Raw genomic sequence first — 18,122 nt, 5'->3', positions numbered from 1 at the left:
AGTTTCAACCCGCACGGAGTCTTCATGACCCATCCTGACGGCGCTGCTACTTCACGCGGCATGCAACCCGAACCGGGCCACGATGCTGAGATCGCCACGTCAGGCATAGATGCGCTATATGCGCGTCTGAGCCGACGTATTGTCCCGCTGATTCTGGTCTGCTATTTCTTCGGCTATCTCGATCGCGTCAACGTCGGATTTGCGAAGTTGCAGATGATGGCGGATCTGCACCTCACGGACGCCGCCTACGGTGTTGGCGCGGGCCTGTTCTTTATCGGCTACCTCTTGCTGCAGGTGCCAGCTGGCTGGCTCGTGAGACGGATCGGAGTGAAGCGCTGCCTGACAGGATCAATGATAGCGTGGGGCGTTGTGTCAGTCGCCACACTCGCGACCCGCGATACTGCGAGCTTCTATGTACTGCGCTTTCTGCTCGGAATTACCGAAGCGAGTTTCTTTCCCGCCGTGATCGCATATTTCAGCATGTGGTTTCCGTCGCATCGGCTCGCGAAGGTCATGGCGTACCTGTTCCTGGCGATGCCACTCGGCGTGATCATCGGTGGCCCGCTGTCCGGCTGGATCATGGACATGACGCACGGTAGCTTTGGACTACGTGGCTGGCAGTGGATGTTCCTTATCGAGGGACTACCCGCTATCTTGCTGGGTGTGTACCTGCTCGTGCGTGTGACGGAGCGAATTGAGGACGCGACGTGGTTGACTGATGTAGAGAAGCGGTTGATCCGCGCGGAGATGGCGCAGGAAGCAACTGGCAAGCGAACCCAGTTGGGTGCCGCGCTGCGCGAGCCGACGCTTTGGCTCCTGTTCGCAATCTCTTTTCTCTACAACGTCGGCAACTACGGGCTCGTGTTTTGGATGCCGACCATGGTAAAGGCGCTGGGTGATCTGAGCAATCTGGCAATCGGAGTCGTCAGCGCAATCCCGTATCTGTTCGCGTCGGTCGCAATGGTCGTGAATGCACAGCATTCGGTGCGTACCGGCGAGCGCCGTTGGCACACGGCGCTGCCTGTCGTAATCGGCGGTGGCGCACTGCTCGCAAGCCTTGGAGCGCAAGCGCACCCGGTGGTTGCGGTCGCATGCCTTACCGTGGGTGTGGCTGGCATCATGAGTACGCTCGCGATGTTCTGGAGTTTGCCGTCGCGCATCCTCGCCGGCGAGGCCGCTGCGGGTGGCGCGGGGCTCGTGAACATCGGCGCGGCTGTGGCCGGGTTCGTCGGCCCGACGCTGATGGGTTACGCGAAAAGCATGACGGGCAGCACGGAACTCGGTGTCGCGCTGCTCGCGCTCACGCTGTTCGCGGCGGCCGCGTTGATCCTGTCGATCCCGCGCCGGCTGATGAGGCGCGCATGAGCGCGGCGCCGCCAGGCTTGCCGTCGATGCGCAACGCACTCGCGCTGGCGGCCGGGGTTCGCGCAGCGCGCATCGGCGCGGCGGCGCTCGTGCAGGCCGTGCTGGACGACATCGCCGCGCGCGACGGCGCGATCAACGCGTGCGCAAGGACGTTCGAAGAACGGGCGCTGCGCGACGCGCGACATATCGACCGGCTCGTACGCGACGGGCGCGATCCAGGCCCGCTCGCCGGTGTGCCGTTTCTCGTGAAATGGAATTTCGACGTGGCAGGTTACGCGACGGTCGCGGGATCGCCCGCTCGCGCTGCATTGCCGGCCGCCGTCGCCGATGCGGCGATGGTTGCGCGGCTGTGCGCGGCGGGCGCGGTGCCGGTCGGCGCGACGTACATGGACGAACTCGCGTGCGGCGCGACAGGCGTGAATCCGCACTACGGCGCAGTGCGCCTGCCGGCCGATCCGGCGCGCATGACGGGCGGCTCGTCGAGCGGGTCGGCCGCCGCCGTCGCCGCCGGTTACGTACCGCTCGCGCTTGGCAGCGACACCAACGGCTCGATCCGCGCACCGGCCGCGCTGTGCGGCGTGTGGGGTTTCCGGCCCGGCGACGGCGGGCTGTCGCGCGCCGGCTGCCTGCCCTATGCCGATTCGCTCGATACCGTCGGCGGGTTCGCGAACGGCATCGAAGATCTCGCGGTGCTCTATGACGTGATGCGCGGTGTCGACCCGCTGCGCTCCCGCCTTGTCGGCGATTCGACCGCGCCGCTGCGCATCGCCGTGCTGACCGGCGATTTCGAACGGCACGCCGATGCGGACGCGCGCCGCGCCGTCCGGCGCGCGGCAGCCTGCCTGCGGGCAGGCGGCTCGGTGCCGATCGATGGCACCGACGTCGCGCGCGATGCGGCGATCGTAATCTCGAATGTGGAACTGGCCAGCGCGCATCACGCCCTGCTTGATGCGCCGGCGTCACTCGTATCGGAACGGCTGCGGGCTCGCATTGCGGCCGGTCTCGCGACGTCCGACACCGCATACGGCGCGGCGATCGCGTGTCGTGCCGCCTGGTGTATCCACTTCGAAGCACTGTTCACGCACTACGACGTGCTGATCGCAGCGGCAACGCCCTATGCCGCGCCGCGCTTCACCGACGCGACCGTCGACGTCAACGGCGTCGCGCTCGAACCGGCGAAGACTCTCGGCATGCTCACGCAGCCGGTCTCGTTCGCGGGACTGCCGGTCGTCAGCGCGCCGTGCTTCCTGCCGGGCGAACTGCCGGTCGGCGTGCAGTTGATCGGCGCGCCGGGAAACGAAGCCGTCTGCTTTGCTGCTGCTCGACAGCTCGCCGCCGCGTGGCGCGCGGAACACCCTGCGGGCGTGATCTGAAGGACGAGCCCCGTTGGGAGCTACGATTCGGCTTCTTTCGCTACTGGCGAGTCGGCAAGGACTTTGCTACGACAGCCCAGCCTTCAGCATGCGCCGTGCGTCATTGGCCACTGCGTCGACCCCATACTCGCGAACCGCTTCAATTGGACGCTGCCCACCGAGCTTCTTCACTGGCGTGTTGAGCGCCTGGTAGATCGACCAAGAGTCCACGTCACGAGCTTCCGCCAATACACGACTCGTCAGTTCCTGACAGAACGGGTCCAATTGCCAGTCAGGAATACGCTGTCCACGGTTGCCCATCGTCAACGTCAACAGGCAACCCGCCTTGATGTCGCGATTGATCTGATCACGAGATTTTCCTGAGAGCTTGGCAAAAGCGATCACCGGCAGGTTGTGCGGCGCCTCGTAGAGTTCAAGCTTTTCGGCATGCGCTCGCTGGAACGGTGAAAGCTCCGGCACTGCTGCGGGACGCGTTTCCTGAATAGGTACCGCAGGCAACCGGATGGATGCGGCTGCAAGCGCAGGACTGAGTGGGGGCTCATTCGTATCAAGAGGCGCCGGTGCCGAATCCGCCCGCGGTTCTGCCTTCGCCACGTTCGGCATAAGCGGCATAGCCTCAAACTGGACGGTCAGTTTCAATTGCATGCTGGCCGCCTCGGACAGGCCGCGCTCCCACAGGTCGAGGCGGTCCGCCCAGTCTTGCATCATGCTTCGACGCTGCTCCACATATTCAGCGTGATTACGACGCACTGACCTTGTCCGGGTCCGAGTGAGAAAGCTGGGCGTCCACCCACACCTTCGGATAGCCGATCTCGTTGAGAGCGGTGGAAATGGTCGCTCGGATACCGTGCCCCGTAAGTTGACGGGTGTACCCCATACGCTGCAGCGCAGTATTCAACGTGTTTTCGCTGATTCGCTCGGCCAGCTCGCTGCGATGGGTCAACAGATACTTCTGCGCCGGCCTACGCTCCTCGATCAGGTAGCTCACGATTTCCTGCGCCTGCACGGAAAGCGGGACGATGTACGGAGGGATATCAGTCGGGAGTTTGCGGTCTTTGCGCATCTCCAGTTGCAGTTGCTTCACCACTTCTGGCGGAATGATCCAAAGACCTTGATCCAGGTGAAACTGGTCAGGGGTAGCCAAACGAAGCTCGCCCGTTCGAACCCCCGTCAACAACAGCAAGCGCAACCCAAGTTGGGTCTGCAGCTTGCCCTTGTACTCGCGGAGCTTGTGCAACAACTCAGGAAGCTCACCCATGCGCAGGAAGCGATTGTGCGTCACAGGCGGCTTCGGCGCAGCGACGACGTCAAGATCCGACGCCGGGCTCTGTTCAAGGTCGGGAACCTTCACCCAGGCATAGCGAAACACCTGGTGGAGCCAGGTGCGACACTTCTCTGCCGTTGTAAACGCGTGACGCTTCTCAATCTTCTCAAGCACATCCAACAGGTCAGGGCGCTTGATTTCGTACACCGACCTTGGTCCAAGGGTGGGCAGAAGGTCTTTGTTGAAGATGCGCTGGATCTGCGCTTGCGTACTTTGGCGGCCGGGCTTCAGGCTCTGCTTACGGAACTCAAACCACTGCTCTTACACCCTGAGGAAAGTGTGCTCTTCGGCGAGCAGGGCCAGCCTGCGTTCCTGGTTCCGGTGTTTCCTGGGATTGATACCGCGCGCAACCAGCTCGCGAGCTTCGTCGCGTCGAGCACGGGCGTCTTTGAGGGAAATTTCAGGATAGGTTCCGGGGGAGAGCCGCTTTTGCTTCCCGTTCCAGCTGTAACGGAAATGCCAACTCTTGCCGCCTTCGGGGGATACGGCCAGAGAAAGGCCGTCGGTGTCACCGAGGGTGTAGGCCTTGCGCTTGGTCTTGGCCTGACGGACGGTTGTGTCGGAGAGTGCCATGTTCAACTCCTCTGTACCTGGGTTCATTCAGGAACAGATGGTCGACATATCGCCCGCTACCGCCCAGCAACAATGCGCTCCAGCCCGCGTCCGTATAGATGGACTAAAAAGTGCTGGCTGCTGCTGGATTCCGGTAGGCCTCACCGGAATGAAAACAGGGGCTTTCGCCCCTGTTTTCAATGACTTACAGAACTCCATGGAACTCTGTAGATCGAGATTTGGAGCGGGAGACGAGTCTCGAACTCGCGACCTCAACCTTGGCAAGGTTGCGCTCTACCAACTGAGCTACTCCCGCATTGTCCTGCACGCCTTGCCGAACAACACCTCAAGCAAAACGCTGCTGCTTTAACCTGGAGCGGGAGACGAGTCTCGAACTCGCGACCTCAACCTTGGCAAGGTTGCGCTCTACCAACTGAGCTACTCCCGCGTTTTGCTGCTTCCGCTGCGCTAACTGCTTGCCGTGCAGCGGAGAAACGAGATTATGTAGAAGCCCGGTTTGTGTGTCAAGCGTTTTTCGCGCCCCTTTTCTTTTGCCGCGCCCCGGCCGATCAGGCCGCGCCGCCGCGCTCGCGAATCTGCGGCCACGCAAGTTTCATGTAGTACAGCATCGACCAGATCGTCAGCACCGCGGCCAGGTAGATCAACCACGTCCCCCATACGCGAGTGTCGACGGCGAAACCGCCGACGAGCGGCAGACGGCCGTAGAACAGCAACATCGGGATCGCGATCATCTGGCAGGCTGTCTTGAACTTGCCGAGCGAATTCACCGCGACGCTCTTCGACGCGCCGATCTGCGCCATCCATTCGCGCAGCGCCGAAATCGCGATCTCCCGGCCGATGATCACAAGAGCGATCGCGGCGTCGACCCGCGCCAGCTGCACCAGCACAAGCAGCGCCGCGGTCACCATCAGCTTGTCCGCCACCGGATCGAGAAACGCGCCGAATGCCGACGTCTGGTTCCACTTGCGGGCGAGAAAACCGTCGAACCAGTCGGTCAGCGCCGCCAGGATGAAGATCAAGGCCGCCGCCAGGTTGCGATGCTCGACGCTCATTACCGTGTCCGGCAGATACAGCACGCCGACCACCAGCGGAATCAGCACGATTCGCACCCACGTCAGGAAAATCGGGAAGTTGAACGGCATGGCATGCGAAACAGATAAAGGAGCTGCAATTGTGCCGTGTCGCCCGCGCCGCTACAAGCCAGGCGGCCCGAGCAAGCCGGATCCTAGTGCAATTGCCGGTAGATCTGCTCGGCCAATGCATGCGAGATGCCTTCGACGCTCGCCAGCTCCTCGACGCTCGCCGCCACCACGCCGCGCAACCCGCCGAAGCGCGCCAGCAGGCGCTGACGGCGTTTCGCGCCGACCCCCTCGAGCTCCTCCAGCCGGGACGTCTGGCGCGTTTTCGCGCGTTTCGCCCGCATCCCGGTGATCGCGAAGCGATGCGCTTCGTCGCGAATCTGCGCCACCAGCATCAGCGCGGCGCTCTCCTTGCCGAGTTCGAGCGGCGCGCGGCCGTCGGCGAAGATCAGGGTTTCGAGCCCGACCTTGCGCCCCTCGCCCTTCGCGACCCCCACCAGCATCGAACAGTCGAGCCCGAGTTCGGTGAATACCTGGCGCGCGATCTCGACCTGCCCCTTGCCGCCGTCGATCAGCACGATGTTCGGCAGCAGCGCCGACGATGCGGCGTCACGCGTCACGTCCGCGTCGATGCCTGCCTCGGCGTCGGCCGATGCTGCTTGCGCCGCCTGCTCGACCATCTTCTCGTAGCGACGCGTCAGCACCTGGCGCATCGCCGCGTAATCGTCGCCTGGCGTAATGCCGGTGATGTTGTAGCGGCGGTACTCCCCGGACTGCATCTTGTGGTGGTGATAGACCACGCACGATGCCTGGGTCGCCTCGCCCATCGTGTGGCTGATGTCGAAACACTCGATCCGCAACTGCGCGAAGTCCTCGCTTTCGTAGCTCAGCGTATCGGCCAGCGCGCGGGTGCGCGCCTGCTGCGAGCCCTGTTCGGACAGCAACCGCGCGAGCGCAAGCCGTGCATTCTGTTCGGCCATCGACAGCCACGCTCGCTTCTGCCCTTGAGGCTGGCGCAGCACCGTCACCTTGTGTCCCGCCTGTTCGATCAGGATATCGATCAGTTCGCGATCGGCCGGCGCGTGACTGACCACCAGCACGGGCGGCACGCGATTGCCGAGATAGTGCTGCGCAATGAACGCCTCGAGCACCTCCGTCTCGATCGACGCCGGGGCGTCGTCGTTTTCCTCCGACGGGGCCTCCATACCCTCTTTCGCCGCGGCATTGCCGACCGCGGAGTCGGAAACCCCCTGCCCCGCGTCGTCCAGGCCGCCCTCCGCCAGCGTCAACGCACTTTCCACGTGTGCCGGGAAATACGCCTTGTCGCCGAGGTGGCGACCGCCGCGCACCATCGCGAGATTCACGCACACGCGGCCGCCCTGCGCGACCACGGCCAGGATATCGACATCGCTGTCGCCGCCGATGTCGATCGCCTGCTGATGCAGCACGGTCGCAAGCGAGCTCATCTGGTTGCGCACCTGCGCGGCCTGCTCGAACTTCAGCTCCGCGGCGAATGCATGCATCTTCTGCTCGAGCTCGCCCATCACCTCGCTCTGCCGGCCCAGCAGGAAGCGCGACGCGTTCGACACGTCGCGCGCGTAATCCTCATCGCCGATCGCGCCGACGCACGGCGCTGTGCAACGGCCGATCTGGTGCAGCAGGCAGGGCCGCGTCCGGTTGTTGAAGACCGAGTCCTCGCAGGTACGCAGTTGGAACACGCGCTGCAGGATCTGGATGCTCTCGCGCACCGCCCAGGCGCTCGGAAACGGACCGAAGTACTGGTTCTTCTTGTCCACGGCGCCGCGGTAATACGCCATCCGCGGAAACCGGTGCCCGGTAAGCTTCAGATACGGATACGACTTGTCGTCGCGAAACAGGATGTTGTAGCGCGGCGCCAGCGCCTTGATCAGGTTGTTCTCGAGGAGCAGCGCTTCGGCTTCCGAGCGCGTCACGGTGGTCTCGATCCGCGCGATGCGCATGACCATCATCGCAATTCGCGGCGACGACTGCGTCTTCGTGAAGTAGCTCGACACGCGCTTCTTCAGGTCGCGCGCCTTGCCGACGTACAGCACGCCGCCGCCGCCGTCGTAGTAGCGATACACGCCCGGCAGATGCGGCAGTTGCGCGAGAATCTTCTTGGGTTCGAAAGCGGGTTCGTGTGCGTCGGGGGATGTCATGCGAAATCCGGGCGCCGGAAGGCGCGCGAACAGGTCATTTAGAATCGCCAGTTTAGAGCATTCCCCGCCCTTTCTTCGATGCCGCCCATTCCTTTCTCGCTGCCCTTGCGCTCCGCCGTCGCGGCCACGTCGCCCGGCGCCGGCCGGCGGATCGCCTGCGATATCTTCTGTGCCGTGGTCGACAACTTCGGCGACATCGGCGTCTGCTGGCGCCTGGCGCGGCAGCTTGCCCGCGAACACGCCTGGCAGGTACGGATCTTCGTCGACGACCTGCAGAGCTTCGCGCGGCTGCAGCCCGGCCTGCGCGTCGAGGCGGCTCGCCAGACGATCGACGGGATCGTCGTCGAGCACTGGCGCGAGCCCGCGCATGCGGGCGATACGCTCGCGATCGCAGACGTCGTGATCGAGGCGTTCGCGTGCGAGTTGCCCGCGGTCTATGTCGCGGCGATGGCGCGCCGCAAGCGCCCGTGCGTGTGGATCAATCTCGAATACCTGAGCGCCGAGGACTGGGTCGGCGATTTTCATCTCCGGCCATCGCCGCACCCCCGCCACCCGCTGACCAAGACCTTCTTCTTCCCGGGCCTCGGCCCGGGAACGGGCGGCGTGCTGAAGGAACGCGATCTCGACGCGCGCCGCACAGCGTTCGATATCGATGCCGACGCACGGAACACATGGTGGCAAGCCGCCGCCGGCCGCACCGCACCGCCGGCCGATGCCCTTGTCGCATCGTTGTTCGCGTATGAGAATCCGGCGCTCGAGCCGCTGCTCGAACAATGGCGCGACGGCGGCCAGCCGGTCGTGCTGCTGGTCCCCGAAGGCCGCGTATCGGCGTCGGTCGCGCGCTTCTTCGGCACCGATGCCCTGCCCGCCGGCACCCGCGCAACGCGCGGCAGCCTGAGCGCGCACGGGCTCGCGTTCGTCGCGCAGCCCGATTACGACCCGCTGCTGTGGGTCAGCGATATCAACTTCGTGCGAGGCGAGGACTCCTTCGTGCGCGCCCAGTGGGCCCGCCGGCCTTTCGTCTGGCAAATCTATCCGCAAGCCGACGACGCCCACCTGCCGAAGCTCGACGCCGCACTCGACCATGTTGCCGCCCGCCTCGACGCCCCCGCCCGCGATGCGATCACGCGCTTCTGGCACGCATGGAACGGCCGAGGCACGCCGGATTGGGCCGACTTCTGGCTGCATCGCCCGGCGTTGCAGGCCCGCTCGACCAGTTGGGCGGACGAGCTGGCGTCGATCGGCGACCTCGCCGGAAATCTGGCGGAATTTGCAAAAAGTCAGTTAAAATAAGCGGTTATCCAACGGCAGACTACGCAAGCGCGCATCTTTCCGGCGCCAACGGGTCGAATCGGGATCGACGGAACCTGATGGGNAGCTGGCGTCGATCGGCGACCTCGCCGGAAATCTGGCGGAATTTGCAAAAAGTCAGTTAAAATAAGCGGTTATCCAACGGCAGACTACGCAAGCGCGCATCTTTCCGGCGCCAACGGGTCGAATCGGGATCGACGGAACCTGATGGGGCCTGAATGGCAGATGAAAGCATCCGAAGCGGGCCCGGGCCCGCTCCGCTGTATCGCCCCCGCCGGATCGAACCCGCTTGCGCCGTCCGCCGTTGAGCAACGCTCAGGCAAATTTTTTCGTACAGGACAGTTTTATTATGAAAACCGCACAGGAACTCCGCGTAGGTAACGTCGTGATGGTCGGCAGCGACGCCATGGTCATCTCGAAGACGGAATACAACAAGTCGGGCCGCAACGCCGCCGTCGTCAAGATGAAGCTGAAGAATCTGCTGACGGGCGCGGGCCAGGAATCGGTCTACAAGGCGGACGACAAGTTCGACGTCGTCGTGCTCGATCGCAAGGAAGTGACCTACTCGTACTTCGCAGACCCGATGTACGTGTTCATGGACGCCGACTACAACCAGTACGAAGTCGAAGCGGACATGATGAGCGACGCGCTCAACTACCTCGAAGACGGCATGGCTTGCGAAGTCGTGTTCTACAACGAGAAGGCGATCTCGGTCGAACTCCCGACGGTGCTGATCCGCGAGATCACCTACACGGAACCGGCCGTGAAGGGCGACACGTCGTCGGGCAAGGTGCTGAAGAACGCCAAGATCTCGACGGGCTACGAACTGCAGGTGCCGCTCTTTTGCAACACGGGCGACAAGATCGAAATCGACACGCGGACCAACGAGTACCGCAGCCGCGCATAAGTTCGCGCAGCACGCCGAACAAAGCGCCCTCCGGGGCGCTTTTTGTTTATGGACGACCGAATATTGCGCGGCGGCGCAGGAGCATAGAACCGCGACTGAAAGGCAAACCAAAGATATTCAATTTGTATCTTCGGTAACTGTTTTATATCAGCTAACAAATACCGTACGCTAAGCGTGCCGCGAGGCATAAAATCCGTTTCTAATCTCAAAACGAGGCTGCATGCAGATTCGCTCACGGCCCGCCCTTTGATTACTCGCGCACACCATGCCACACGCTCTGATTGTCGAAGACGATCCCAATAGTCTGTCCGGCCTCACCGCGCTGCTTGCGGCGGACGGTTTCTCCGTCGACACCGCCACTTCGCTGGCCGAGGCGCGCGCGGCATTGGCGCGCTCGATTCCCGACGTGGTCCTGGTCGACCTCAACCTGCCGGACGGCAGCGGCTTCGATCTGCTGCAGAACCTGCCGCAGCAACAGCCGAACGGCTCGCTGCCCGTGATCGTCCTGACCGGCAACGCAACCGTCGAGAGCGCGATCGAAGGCTTGCGCCACGGCATCTGGGATTACCTGCTCAAGCCGATCAATATCCCGCGCCTGCGCAGCCTGCTTGCCCGGATCCCCCGCCCCTACGAACTGATCGACGAAGTGCAGTCGCTGCGCGCCGCGCTGCGCCGCCTCGGCCGCTTCGGCGCGCTGGTCGGGCGCAGCGATGCGATCCAGCATGTGTACGACATGATCGAGCACAACGCCCGCACCGAAACGGCCGTGCTGCTGTGGGGCGAGCCCGGCACCGGCAAGGAAATCGCCGCGCGCACGCTGCACGACCTGAGCCGGCGCCGCAAGGGGCCGTTCGTCGCGTTCGACTGCCGGACGGCCGCGCAATCGGCCCGCAGCGTCGAAACCAGCGGCGCGGCGCTCGAAGGGATGCTGTTCGGGCGCGAACGCGGCGGCTACGGCGGCTCGGAGCGACGCGAACCCGGGCTGTTCGAGCAGGCGAGCGGCGGCACATTGCTGATCGACGAGATCACGGCGCTGCCGCTCGCATTGCAGGAATCGCTGCTGCACGCGCTCGACTCGCAGAATTTCATGCGCGTCGGCGGCACGAGCGAGGTGGCGAGCGACTTCCGGCTGATCGCGACCACCCGCCGCCCGGCGCGCGAAGCGGTGGCCAACGGCACGCTGCGCGAAGATCTCTGGCTGCGCCTCGATGCGGCGTCGATCGGCTTGCCGCCGCTGCGCGAGCGTGACGACGATGTCGTGCATATCGCCGAAGCCTTCGTCGACGACCTGAACCGCGAGGCCCGCGCGGCGGGGCTCAGCGCGACCGGCAAGCGCATTGCGCCCGGCTTCGTGCGCGAATGCCTGGCCTACGACTGGCCCGGCAACGTCCGCGAGCTGCACGACCGCGTCCGGTTTGCCTACGATGCGTCGGGCGATTTCATCGAGACGCTGCGCGCGGGGGAGTCGAGCCTGTCGGCGGGCACGTCGTTGAACGGCAGCAGTGTTCAGGTTCGGGTGGGCACGCCGCTCTCGGACGTCGAGGATCTTCTGATCCGCGCCACGCTCGACGCGGTCGGCGGCACGCGCCATCGCGCCGCCTCGCTGCTCGGCATCAGCCCGAAAACGCTCTACAACAAGTTGCAGCGGATGAAGGTGAACTGACCGCGGGTACGGCGGCGCCGGTCGGTGGCCGCGGCATCGGCGGGCCGCCCGAGGTTCGCGCCGGCCTGCGCCGGCGCGGGGCCGCTTACGCGAATGCGCCGCGCAGCAGTTCCTGCGCGCGCAGATACTCCGGCTGACGCATCAGCCTGTCCCACTTGAGCGGCTTGCCGCGCGGACGCAAGCGCTTGAGCCGCTGCTGGGATTCTCGCGACGGCGCGGTCTGCAACTCGTTCAACACCCGCTCGGCGGCCTCGGGCTGATTGCAGATCAGCACCATGTCGCAGCCGGCCGCGAGCGCCGCTTCCGCGGCCTGCGTCAGCGTACCGCCTTCGCGCGCGGCTTCCATCGACAGATCGTCGCTGAACACCGCGCCCGGGAATCGCAGCCGGCCGCGCAGGATGTCCTGCAGCCAGATGCGCGAAAAGCCGGCGGGCTTCGGATCGACCTGCGTGTAGATCACGTGTGCGGGGATCACCGCGGCCAGCGACAATCCAAGCCAGTCGTAAGGTGCGACGTCGTGCTTGAGAATCGTTTCGAGCGAACGGTCGTCGGTCGGCAGCGCGACGTGCGAATCGGCTTCCGCGTAGCCGTGGCCGGGGAAATGCTTGCCGCAGTTCGCCATGCCTGCCAGCGCCAGTCCGTGATTGAGGCTCTTCGCGAGCAGCGCGACAACGCGCGGATCGCGGTGAAACGCGCGATCGCCGATCACCTGCGAGTGGCCGTAGTCGAGATCGAGCACCGGCGTGAAGCTCAGGTCGACGCCGCACGCGCGCAGTTCGGCCGCGAGCACGTAGCCGACCGCCGTCGCGGCCTTGGTCGCGAGCAGCACGTCCTTGTCCCACAGTTCGCCGAGTCGACGCATTGCCGGCAGCACCGTGAACCCGTCGGTGCGAAACCGTTGCACCCGCCCGCCCTCGTGGTCGACCGCGATCAGGATGTCCTCGCGCACCGCGCGGATCGCATCGGTCAGCGCGATCAGCTGGGCGCGGTCCTTGAAATGGCGGGCGAACAGGATCACGCCGCCCGTTTGCGGGTGCGCGAGACGACGGGCATCGTCGCGCGTCAGCGTGGCGCCGACGATGTCGAGCATGACCGGGCCGGGAGTCTGTTTCATCGAGTCAGGATCCGTAGGGGAAAATCAGATTGCCGGACGGACGGCATCGGAGGCCGCGTCCGTCCCGGACGTTTCGGCGATCACGAACGACACCGCATAGTCACGCTCGTCGCTGACGGTCACGCGCGCGGTAATGCCGCGTGCGTCGAGCCACGCGGCCAGTTCGCCCGACGCCACCACGACGGGCTGCCCGCTCGGCTCGTTGAGCGTCTGCAGCGCGCGCCACGTCATCGGCCAGCGCATCCCGAGGCCGATGGCCTTCGAGAACGCCTCCTTTGCGGAAAACCGGGTAGCGAGAAACGCGATGCCGCGTGCCTCGGAACGGGCGCGGCGCGCGTGGAACACGCGGAGTTCGTCGGGGCCGAGCACCTTGTCCGCGAAGCGCCCGCCGGTGCGTTCGAGCACGGCGGCGATGCGGCTCACCTGGACGATATCGGTACCGATGCCGTAGATCGCCATCGGCGCTCAGCGACCGCCGTGCAGCGCGGCAACGCGTGCCGCGACCATGATCGCCTTCATCTCGCGCACGGCGTTGTCCCAGCCCACGAAGACCGCATGCGCGACGATCGCATGGCCGATGTTCAGCTCGACGATGCCGTCGATCGCGGCGATCGGCTGCACGTTCGTGTAGTGCAGGCCATGCCCCGCGTTCACCTTGACGCCAAGCTTCACGCCCGCCTGCACGCCCGCGACGATCCGCTCGTATTCGCGCTGCTGCTCGGCCTCGTCGTGCGCGTCGGCATAACGGCCGGTATGCAGTTCGACAACGGGAGCGCCCGCCTCATGCGCGGCACGGATCTGGGTTTCGTCCGGATCGACGAACAGCGACACGCGCACGCCCGCCTCCGCGAGCTGCCTGCACGCGGCGCGCACCGCATCGAAATGGCCGGCGACGTCGAGGCCGCCTTCCGTCGTCAGCTCCTCGCGCTTTTCGGGGACGAGGCATGCATCGTGCGGACGGATCTCGCAGGCGATGTCGAGCATCTCGGCCGTTACCGCACATTCGAGGTTCATCCGTGTCTTCAGCAGCGGACGCAGGTTCCGCACGTCGGCATCGACGATGTGGCGGCGATCCTCGCGCAAATGCAGCGTAATCGCGTCCGCACCGGCGTCCTCCGCGGCCAGCGCGGCGCGGATCGGATCCGGATAGGTCGTACCGCGCACATTGCGCAGCGTCGCGACGTGGTCGATGTTGACGCCAAGATCGATGGCGGCGGGCGAGGTCAGGAAAAAGCTCATAGATTTTGCAGGTCGATCAGGATCTGACGCGTGGCGAGCGGCGTGCCGCCCAGGTAGGTGTTGAGCAGGAAGCGCATCAGCGTCTTGCTTTGCGCGACGGTCTGCGCCCGATGGTAATCGTCCTCTTCCATGTCGAGCAACGTCTGGCCGGATACCACGGGCCAGTGCGGCGGCAGACCGTCGTCCGCGTCGCGCACGCCGCGCTCGGGGTCGAACACGTAGAGGCCGTCCGGCTGCACCGCGCGCCGCGCGGCCGTGCGGCCGAGCGCGAGCGCATAGCCGGTCTCCCGCAGCAGCACGCGCTCGAACGAACGCAGCACTTGCACGGGCGCATCGCCGTGCGCGAGACGCGTCAAGGTAACGAGGTAGTGTTTGAACAACGGCGGATGGGGATCTTCGCGCGCGCAGAACTTGACCAGCAGTTCGTTCGCATAGAAGCCGCACAACAGCGCATCCCCCGCGAGCGGCAGCATGCCGCCCACCCATTCCGCCCCCGTCAGCGTACGGACTTCGGCTTTGCCCGACCACGACAGCGCAAGCGGCTGGAAGGTCTGCAACACGCCGCGCAACGCGGAGTGCGGGCGCTTCGCGCCTTTCGCGACGAGCGCGAGGCGGCCATGGTCGCGCGTCAGCACGTCGATGATGAGGCTCGTCTCGCGATACGGATAACTGTGCAGCACGAACGCCGGCTGCTCGGCGATCCGGAATTCGGACGTGCGCGCGCTGCTCCGGCGCGCCTTGCGAGGCGGCTCGGGCAGCGGCGCCGGAGGGGGCGCGGCGGCCGGTTGCGGCTCGGCCTCGCCCTCCGCGGGAATCATCCACGCGTCATTCGTACCCATAGGCGCGAAGCCCCGCTTCGTTGTCGGCCCAGCCGCTCTTCACCTTGACGAAGGTTTCGAGATACACCGGGCCGTCGAACAGCTTTTCCATGTCCATCCGCGCTTCGGTGCTGATCTGCTTGAGCTTGGCGCCCTTCTTGCCGATCACCATCGCCTTGTGCGTATCGCGTTCGACCAGGATCGTCGCGAACACACGCCGCAGACGGCCCTCCTCCTCGAACTTGTCGATGATCACGGTGCTCGTATAGGGCAGCTCGTCGCCCGTCCAGCGGAACACCTTCTCGCGCAGGATCTCGGCGGCCAGGAAGCGCGCGCTGCGGTCGGTCAGATCGTCCTCGCCGTAGATCGGCTCGCCTTCCGGCAGATACGGCTTGATCGTGTCCATCAGCCGACGGATGTCGTCCGGGTGCTTCGCGGACAGCGGCACGATCTGCGCGAACTCGTGCAGCGTACCCATCTGCTGCATGAACGGGAACAGCGTGTCCTTGTCGTTGACGCGATCGAGCTTGTTCGCGATCAGCAGCGTCGGCGTCGACGACGGAATCAGGTCGAGCACCTTCTGGTCGTCCGGACCGAAGCGGCCCGCCTCGATCACGAACAGGATCGCGTCGACCGACGTCAGCGTCGACGTCACCGCGCGATTCAGCGAGCGGTTCAGCGCCGTGCTGTGGCGAGTCTGGAAACCGGGCGTGTCGACGAAGATGTATTGCGCGTCCTCGAGCGTGTGAATGCCGGTGATCCGGTGGCGAGTCGTTTGCGCCTTGCGCGACGTGATGCTGATCTTCTGGCCGACGAGCGCATTCATCAGCGTCGATTTGCCGACATTCGGACGGCCGACGATCGCGATCATGCCGCAGCGGAAACCAGTGGGAGCGGGAGCGTTCATATCAGGATGCTGCAGGTTCGGAACCGGCCGCGCGCACCGCGCGGCCTCGGTACGGGGTGCGATTCAATGGCCGGCATCGGCGACGCGCACGGGGGCGGCGGCGATGTCGGGCTCGGCTTCGGACGTCAGCGCGGACGCTGCATCCCGGGGGCGGACGGGCTTGTCGGTCGCGACGGACGCCGCGCGCGGCACGGCATCGGCTTTTTCGACCGTTTTTTCGGCGCCCGAGCCATTCTCGACCGGCTTCGGTGCGCGCTCGGGCTTGTCCACATGCGTGCCGCGAATCACCGCGATGGGTGCCACGGCCCGCTCCGGAACTTCGCCGACGGGCGTCTGCCCCGAGCCCGCAGTGGCGGCGGGTGCCGCCTTGATCTCGGTGGCCGCGCCGACGGCCGAGCGGACCGACATCCGCTCCTTGCGATCCGGCGAACGCAGATCGAGTGCTTCCTGCACGCCCTTCACGCCGGGCACGATATCCGGCTCCGCGTGTTTCGCCGCGCGCGAACTCTTCGAACGCTTGGGCTTGGCGGCGAGCATCGGCGCCGCGGCCATCACTTCATCGAGTGCCTTTTTCGCCGCGGCCTGCTCGGCCGCTCGGCGGCTCGCGCCCGACCCGGACACCTTGACGTCCAGCTTCGGTACAGTGCATTCGACTTCGAATTGCTGATTGTGCGCCGCACCATGCGTCGCGACGACCGTATAGGTCGGCAATGCGATCTTGTGCCCCTGCAGGTACTCCTGCAGCAGCGTCTTGGCGTCCTTGCCGAGAGTACGGGGGTCGATATGGTCGAGGATCGGCACGTAAAGGCGCTTGATCACCCCTTGGGCGGCTTCGAAGCCGCCATCGAGGAACACCGCCCCGATGATGGCTTCGAATGCGTCCGCGAGAATCGAAGGCCGCCGGAACCCGCCGCTGCGCAACTCGCCCTCGCCTAGACGCAGCCCGTCGGCAATATTGAGGGCCTGAGCAATCTCGTACAGCGACTGCTGTTTGACGAGATTCGCCCGGACGCGCGATAAATCGCCTTCGTCGAGCTTGCTGAAACGCTGGAACAAAAGGGCAGCCACCGCGCAATTCAGAACGGAGTCGCCGAGAAACTCGAGCCGTTCGTTATGCGTGGCACTGTGACTGCGATGGGTCAAAGCCTGGCGCAACAATTCCGCATTGCGAAATTCGTAGCGCAGCCGGCTTTCCAACTGGGATAGGGGCATGTGCAGGAGTATAACGCGGGCGCCGGCTCCGTCGAACAGACGGAGCCGGGCACGAAAAGGCATGACGAAGCGGCGTTACCGCCGGTTCTTAAAGTAGTTCGGCAACACCTCGCGCAGGCGCGGGCATGAGGTATTGCCCGGACCGCGGACGATCAGTGGAACGAGCCGATGCGTTTCAGGCTGCTGAAGTTCATCCAGATGAAGAACGCGCGGCCGACGATGTTCTTGTCCGGCACGAAACCCCAGTAACGGCTGTCCGCACTGTTGTCGCGGTTGTCGCCCATCATGAAGTAGTTGCCGGGCGGCACCTTGCAGATGACGCCGCGGCTGTTGTACGTGCAGTTGTCGCGGTAGGGATAATCGTCCGCGCCCATCACGAACGGCGGCACCGCCGGATTGTTCAGGATTGCGTTCTTGCGCGTGCCCAGTGTTTCTTCAAACTGCTTCGCGTAGTTCATCCGCTCTTCGTCGAAGTAGTCGGGCAGCGGCGTCTCCGGCACCGGCTGACCGTTGATCGTCAGCTGCTTGTCCTGGTACGCGACCGTGTCGCCCGGCAAGCCGATCACGCGCTTGATGTAATCGACCGACTCGTCCTTCGGATAGCGGAACACCACCACGTCGCCGCGCTCGAGCGGACGGCCCTCGGTCAGCTTGGTGTTGGTGATCGGCAAACGCAGGCCGTAGTCGTACTTGTTGACGAGGATGAAGTCGCCGACGAGGAGTGTCGGCACCATCGAGCCCGACGGAATCTTGAACGGTTCGACGATGAACGAGCGAACCACGAACACGACGAGAATCACCGGGAAGAAACTGGCTGTGTATTCGAGCCACCACGGCTGGCGCAGCTTGTCGTCGCGCAGGCGCGCGCGCGTCTGCGGCGCGTTTTCGTCGGCGAAGCGCTCGCCGACGCGGGCCTGCTGGCGGTCGAACTCTTCGACCGCCGCGTCCGCCGCCTTGCGCCGCTGCGGCAGGAAAAACAGTTTGTCCAACACCCACGCGATGCCCGTCACGACGACGAGCACAAAAAGAATCAGCGCAAAATTCATAAAGGATCAGTCCT

14 protein-coding genes, 2 tRNA genes and 1 pseudogene are annotated in these 18,122 nt (G+C 64.9%); 5 read left to right on the top strand and 12 right to left on the bottom strand.

Annotated elements, in window-relative coordinates; genetic code table 11:
- Window positions 1-60: 60 nt before the first annotated feature.
- Complete coding sequence (locus tag RZR99_RS04995; RefSeq protein WP_407655403.1) at window positions 61-1,365, top strand: MFS transporter; 1,305 nt, start codon at window positions 61-63, stop codon at window positions 1,363-1,365.
- 26 nt (window positions 1,366-1,391) lie between these two features.
- On the top strand, window positions 1,392-2,738 hold the full coding sequence (locus tag RZR99_RS04990) for an amidase family protein (protein WP_323118614.1): 1,347 nt from the start codon (window positions 1,392-1,394) through the stop codon (window positions 2,736-2,738).
- Window positions 2,739-2,804: 66 nt separating this feature from the next.
- Here RZR99_RS04990 and RZR99_RS04985 read toward each other — a convergent pair.
- From RZR99_RS04985 to uvrC, 5 genes and pseudogenes are all read right to left on the bottom strand, one after another.
- A pseudogene (locus tag RZR99_RS04985) lies at window positions 2,805-4,635 on the bottom strand (tyrosine-type recombinase/integrase).
- Between the two features lie 219 nt (window positions 4,636-4,854).
- A tRNA-Gly gene (locus tag RZR99_RS04980) sits at window positions 4,855-4,930 on the bottom strand.
- Between the two features lie 56 nt (window positions 4,931-4,986).
- Window positions 4,987-5,062 (bottom strand) — tRNA-Gly (locus tag RZR99_RS04975).
- Window positions 5,063-5,183: 121 nt separating this feature from the next.
- Window positions 5,184-5,777, bottom strand: a complete 594-nt coding sequence (gene pgsA / locus RZR99_RS04970) for a CDP-diacylglycerol--glycerol-3-phosphate 3-phosphatidyltransferase (RefSeq protein WP_323118613.1) — start codon at window positions 5,775-5,777, stop codon at window positions 5,184-5,186.
- An 83-nt stretch (window positions 5,778-5,860) separates the two neighbouring features.
- A complete protein-coding gene (uvrC, locus tag RZR99_RS04965) occupies window positions 5,861-7,891 on the bottom strand; it encodes an excinuclease ABC subunit UvrC (RefSeq protein ID WP_323118612.1) in 2,031 nt (676 codons plus the stop codon).
- 78 nt (window positions 7,892-7,969) lie between these two features.
- Here uvrC and earP point away from each other — a divergent pair, with 78 nt between their 5' ends.
- From earP to RZR99_RS04950, 3 genes are all read left to right on the top strand, one after another.
- A complete protein-coding gene (gene earP / locus RZR99_RS04960; protein ID WP_323118611.1) occupies window positions 7,970-9,184 on the top strand; it encodes an elongation factor P maturation arginine rhamnosyltransferase EarP in 1,215 nt (404 codons plus the stop codon).
- Between the two features lie 367 nt (window positions 9,185-9,551).
- Window positions 9,552-10,109 (top strand): elongation factor P, encoded by a 558-nt coding sequence (gene efp / locus RZR99_RS04955; protein WP_323118610.1) that lies wholly within the window; start codon window positions 9,552-9,554, stop codon window positions 10,107-10,109.
- Between the two features lie 265 nt (window positions 10,110-10,374).
- Window positions 10,375-11,772: a sigma-54-dependent transcriptional regulator gene (locus RZR99_RS04950; protein WP_323118609.1), complete on the top strand. Its 1,398-nt coding sequence runs from the start codon at window positions 10,375-10,377 to the stop codon at window positions 11,770-11,772.
- An 85-nt stretch (window positions 11,773-11,857) separates the two neighbouring features.
- Here the strand turns inward: RZR99_RS04950 and nagZ are convergent, their stop codons facing one another.
- The 7 genes from nagZ to lepB form a co-directional block, all read right to left on the bottom strand.
- The gene (gene nagZ, locus RZR99_RS04945) at window positions 11,858-12,886 is read right to left on the bottom strand and encodes a beta-N-acetylhexosaminidase (RefSeq protein ID WP_323118608.1); all 1,029 of its coding nucleotides are present in this window, start codon (window positions 12,884-12,886) and stop codon (window positions 11,858-11,860) included.
- 24 nt (window positions 12,887-12,910) lie between these two features.
- On the bottom strand, window positions 12,911-13,345 hold the full coding sequence (gene acpS / locus RZR99_RS04940; RefSeq protein WP_323118607.1) for a holo-ACP synthase: 435 nt from the start codon (window positions 13,343-13,345) through the stop codon (window positions 12,911-12,913).
- Window positions 13,346-13,351: 6 nt separating this feature from the next.
- Entirely contained in the window at window positions 13,352-14,125 is a 774-nt protein-coding gene (gene pdxJ, locus RZR99_RS04935; protein ID WP_323118606.1) for a pyridoxine 5'-phosphate synthase, read from the bottom strand.
- Window positions 14,122-14,964: a DNA repair protein RecO gene (gene recO / locus RZR99_RS04930; protein ID WP_407655401.1), complete on the bottom strand. Its 843-nt coding sequence runs from the start codon at window positions 14,962-14,964 to the stop codon at window positions 14,122-14,124. The genes pdxJ and recO overlap by 4 nt, the downstream gene beginning before the upstream one ends.
- Window positions 14,951-15,850: a GTPase Era gene (gene era / locus RZR99_RS04925; RefSeq protein ID WP_323118605.1), complete on the bottom strand. Its 900-nt coding sequence runs from the start codon at window positions 15,848-15,850 to the stop codon at window positions 14,951-14,953. The genes recO and era overlap by 14 nt, the downstream gene beginning before the upstream one ends.
- A gap of 63 nt (window positions 15,851-15,913) precedes the next feature.
- Window positions 15,914-17,062, bottom strand: a complete 1,149-nt coding sequence (gene rnc, locus RZR99_RS04920) for a ribonuclease III (RefSeq protein WP_323118642.1) — start codon at window positions 17,060-17,062, stop codon at window positions 15,914-15,916.
- 152 nt (window positions 17,063-17,214) lie between these two features.
- A complete protein-coding gene (gene lepB, locus RZR99_RS04915) occupies window positions 17,215-18,108 on the bottom strand; it encodes a signal peptidase I (RefSeq protein ID WP_323118604.1) in 894 nt (297 codons plus the stop codon).
- Window positions 18,109-18,122: the final 14 nt, after the last annotated feature.

This window comes from Burkholderia alba (genome assembly GCF_034721475.1).
In the GTDB taxonomy this organism is placed as follows: Bacteria; Pseudomonadota; Gammaproteobacteria; order Burkholderiales; family Burkholderiaceae; genus Burkholderia; species Burkholderia alba.
Note: the sequence above shows the minus strand (reverse complement) of the source record. Positions and strands in the feature narration are given on the sequence as shown.

Coding starts and splice junctions, on each gene's coding strand:
- RZR99_RS04990 (WP_323118614.1), top strand. CDS start 1,392: ATGCGCAACGCACTCGCGCTGGCGGCCGGGGTTCGCGCAGCGCGCATC.
- RZR99_RS04995 (WP_407655403.1), top strand. CDS start 61: ATGCAACCCGAACCGGGCCACGATGCTGAGATCGCCACGTCAGGCATA.
- earP (WP_323118611.1), top strand. CDS start 7,970: ATGCCGCCCATTCCTTTCTCGCTGCCCTTGCGCTCCGCCGTCGCGGCC.
- uvrC (WP_323118612.1), bottom strand. CDS start 7,891: ATGACATCCCCCGACGCACACGAACCCGCTTTCGAACCCAAGAAGATT.
- pdxJ (WP_323118606.1), bottom strand. CDS start 14,125: ATGAGCTTTTTCCTGACCTCGCCCGCCGCCATCGATCTTGGCGTCAAC.
- era (WP_323118605.1), bottom strand. CDS start 15,850: ATGAACGCTCCCGCTCCCACTGGTTTCCGCTGCGGCATGATCGCGATC.
- recO (WP_407655401.1), bottom strand. CDS start 14,964: ATGGGTACGAATGACGCGTGGATGATTCCCGCGGAGGGCGAGGCCGAG.
- pgsA (WP_323118613.1), bottom strand. CDS start 5,777: ATGCCGTTCAACTTCCCGATTTTCCTGACGTGGGTGCGAATCGTGCTG.
- rnc (WP_323118642.1), bottom strand. CDS start 17,062: ATGCCCCTATCCCAGTTGGAAAGCCGGCTGCGCTACGAATTTCGCAAT.
- lepB (WP_323118604.1), bottom strand. CDS start 18,108: ATGAATTTTGCGCTGATTCTTTTTGTGCTCGTCGTCGTGACGGGCATC.
- acpS (WP_323118607.1), bottom strand. CDS start 13,345: ATGGCGATCTACGGCATCGGTACCGATATCGTCCAGGTGAGCCGCATC.
- RZR99_RS04950 (WP_323118609.1), top strand. CDS start 10,375: ATGCCACACGCTCTGATTGTCGAAGACGATCCCAATAGTCTGTCCGGC.
- efp (WP_323118610.1), top strand. CDS start 9,552: ATGAAAACCGCACAGGAACTCCGCGTAGGTAACGTCGTGATGGTCGGC.
- nagZ (WP_323118608.1), bottom strand. CDS start 12,886: ATGAAACAGACTCCCGGCCCGGTCATGCTCGACATCGTCGGCGCCACG.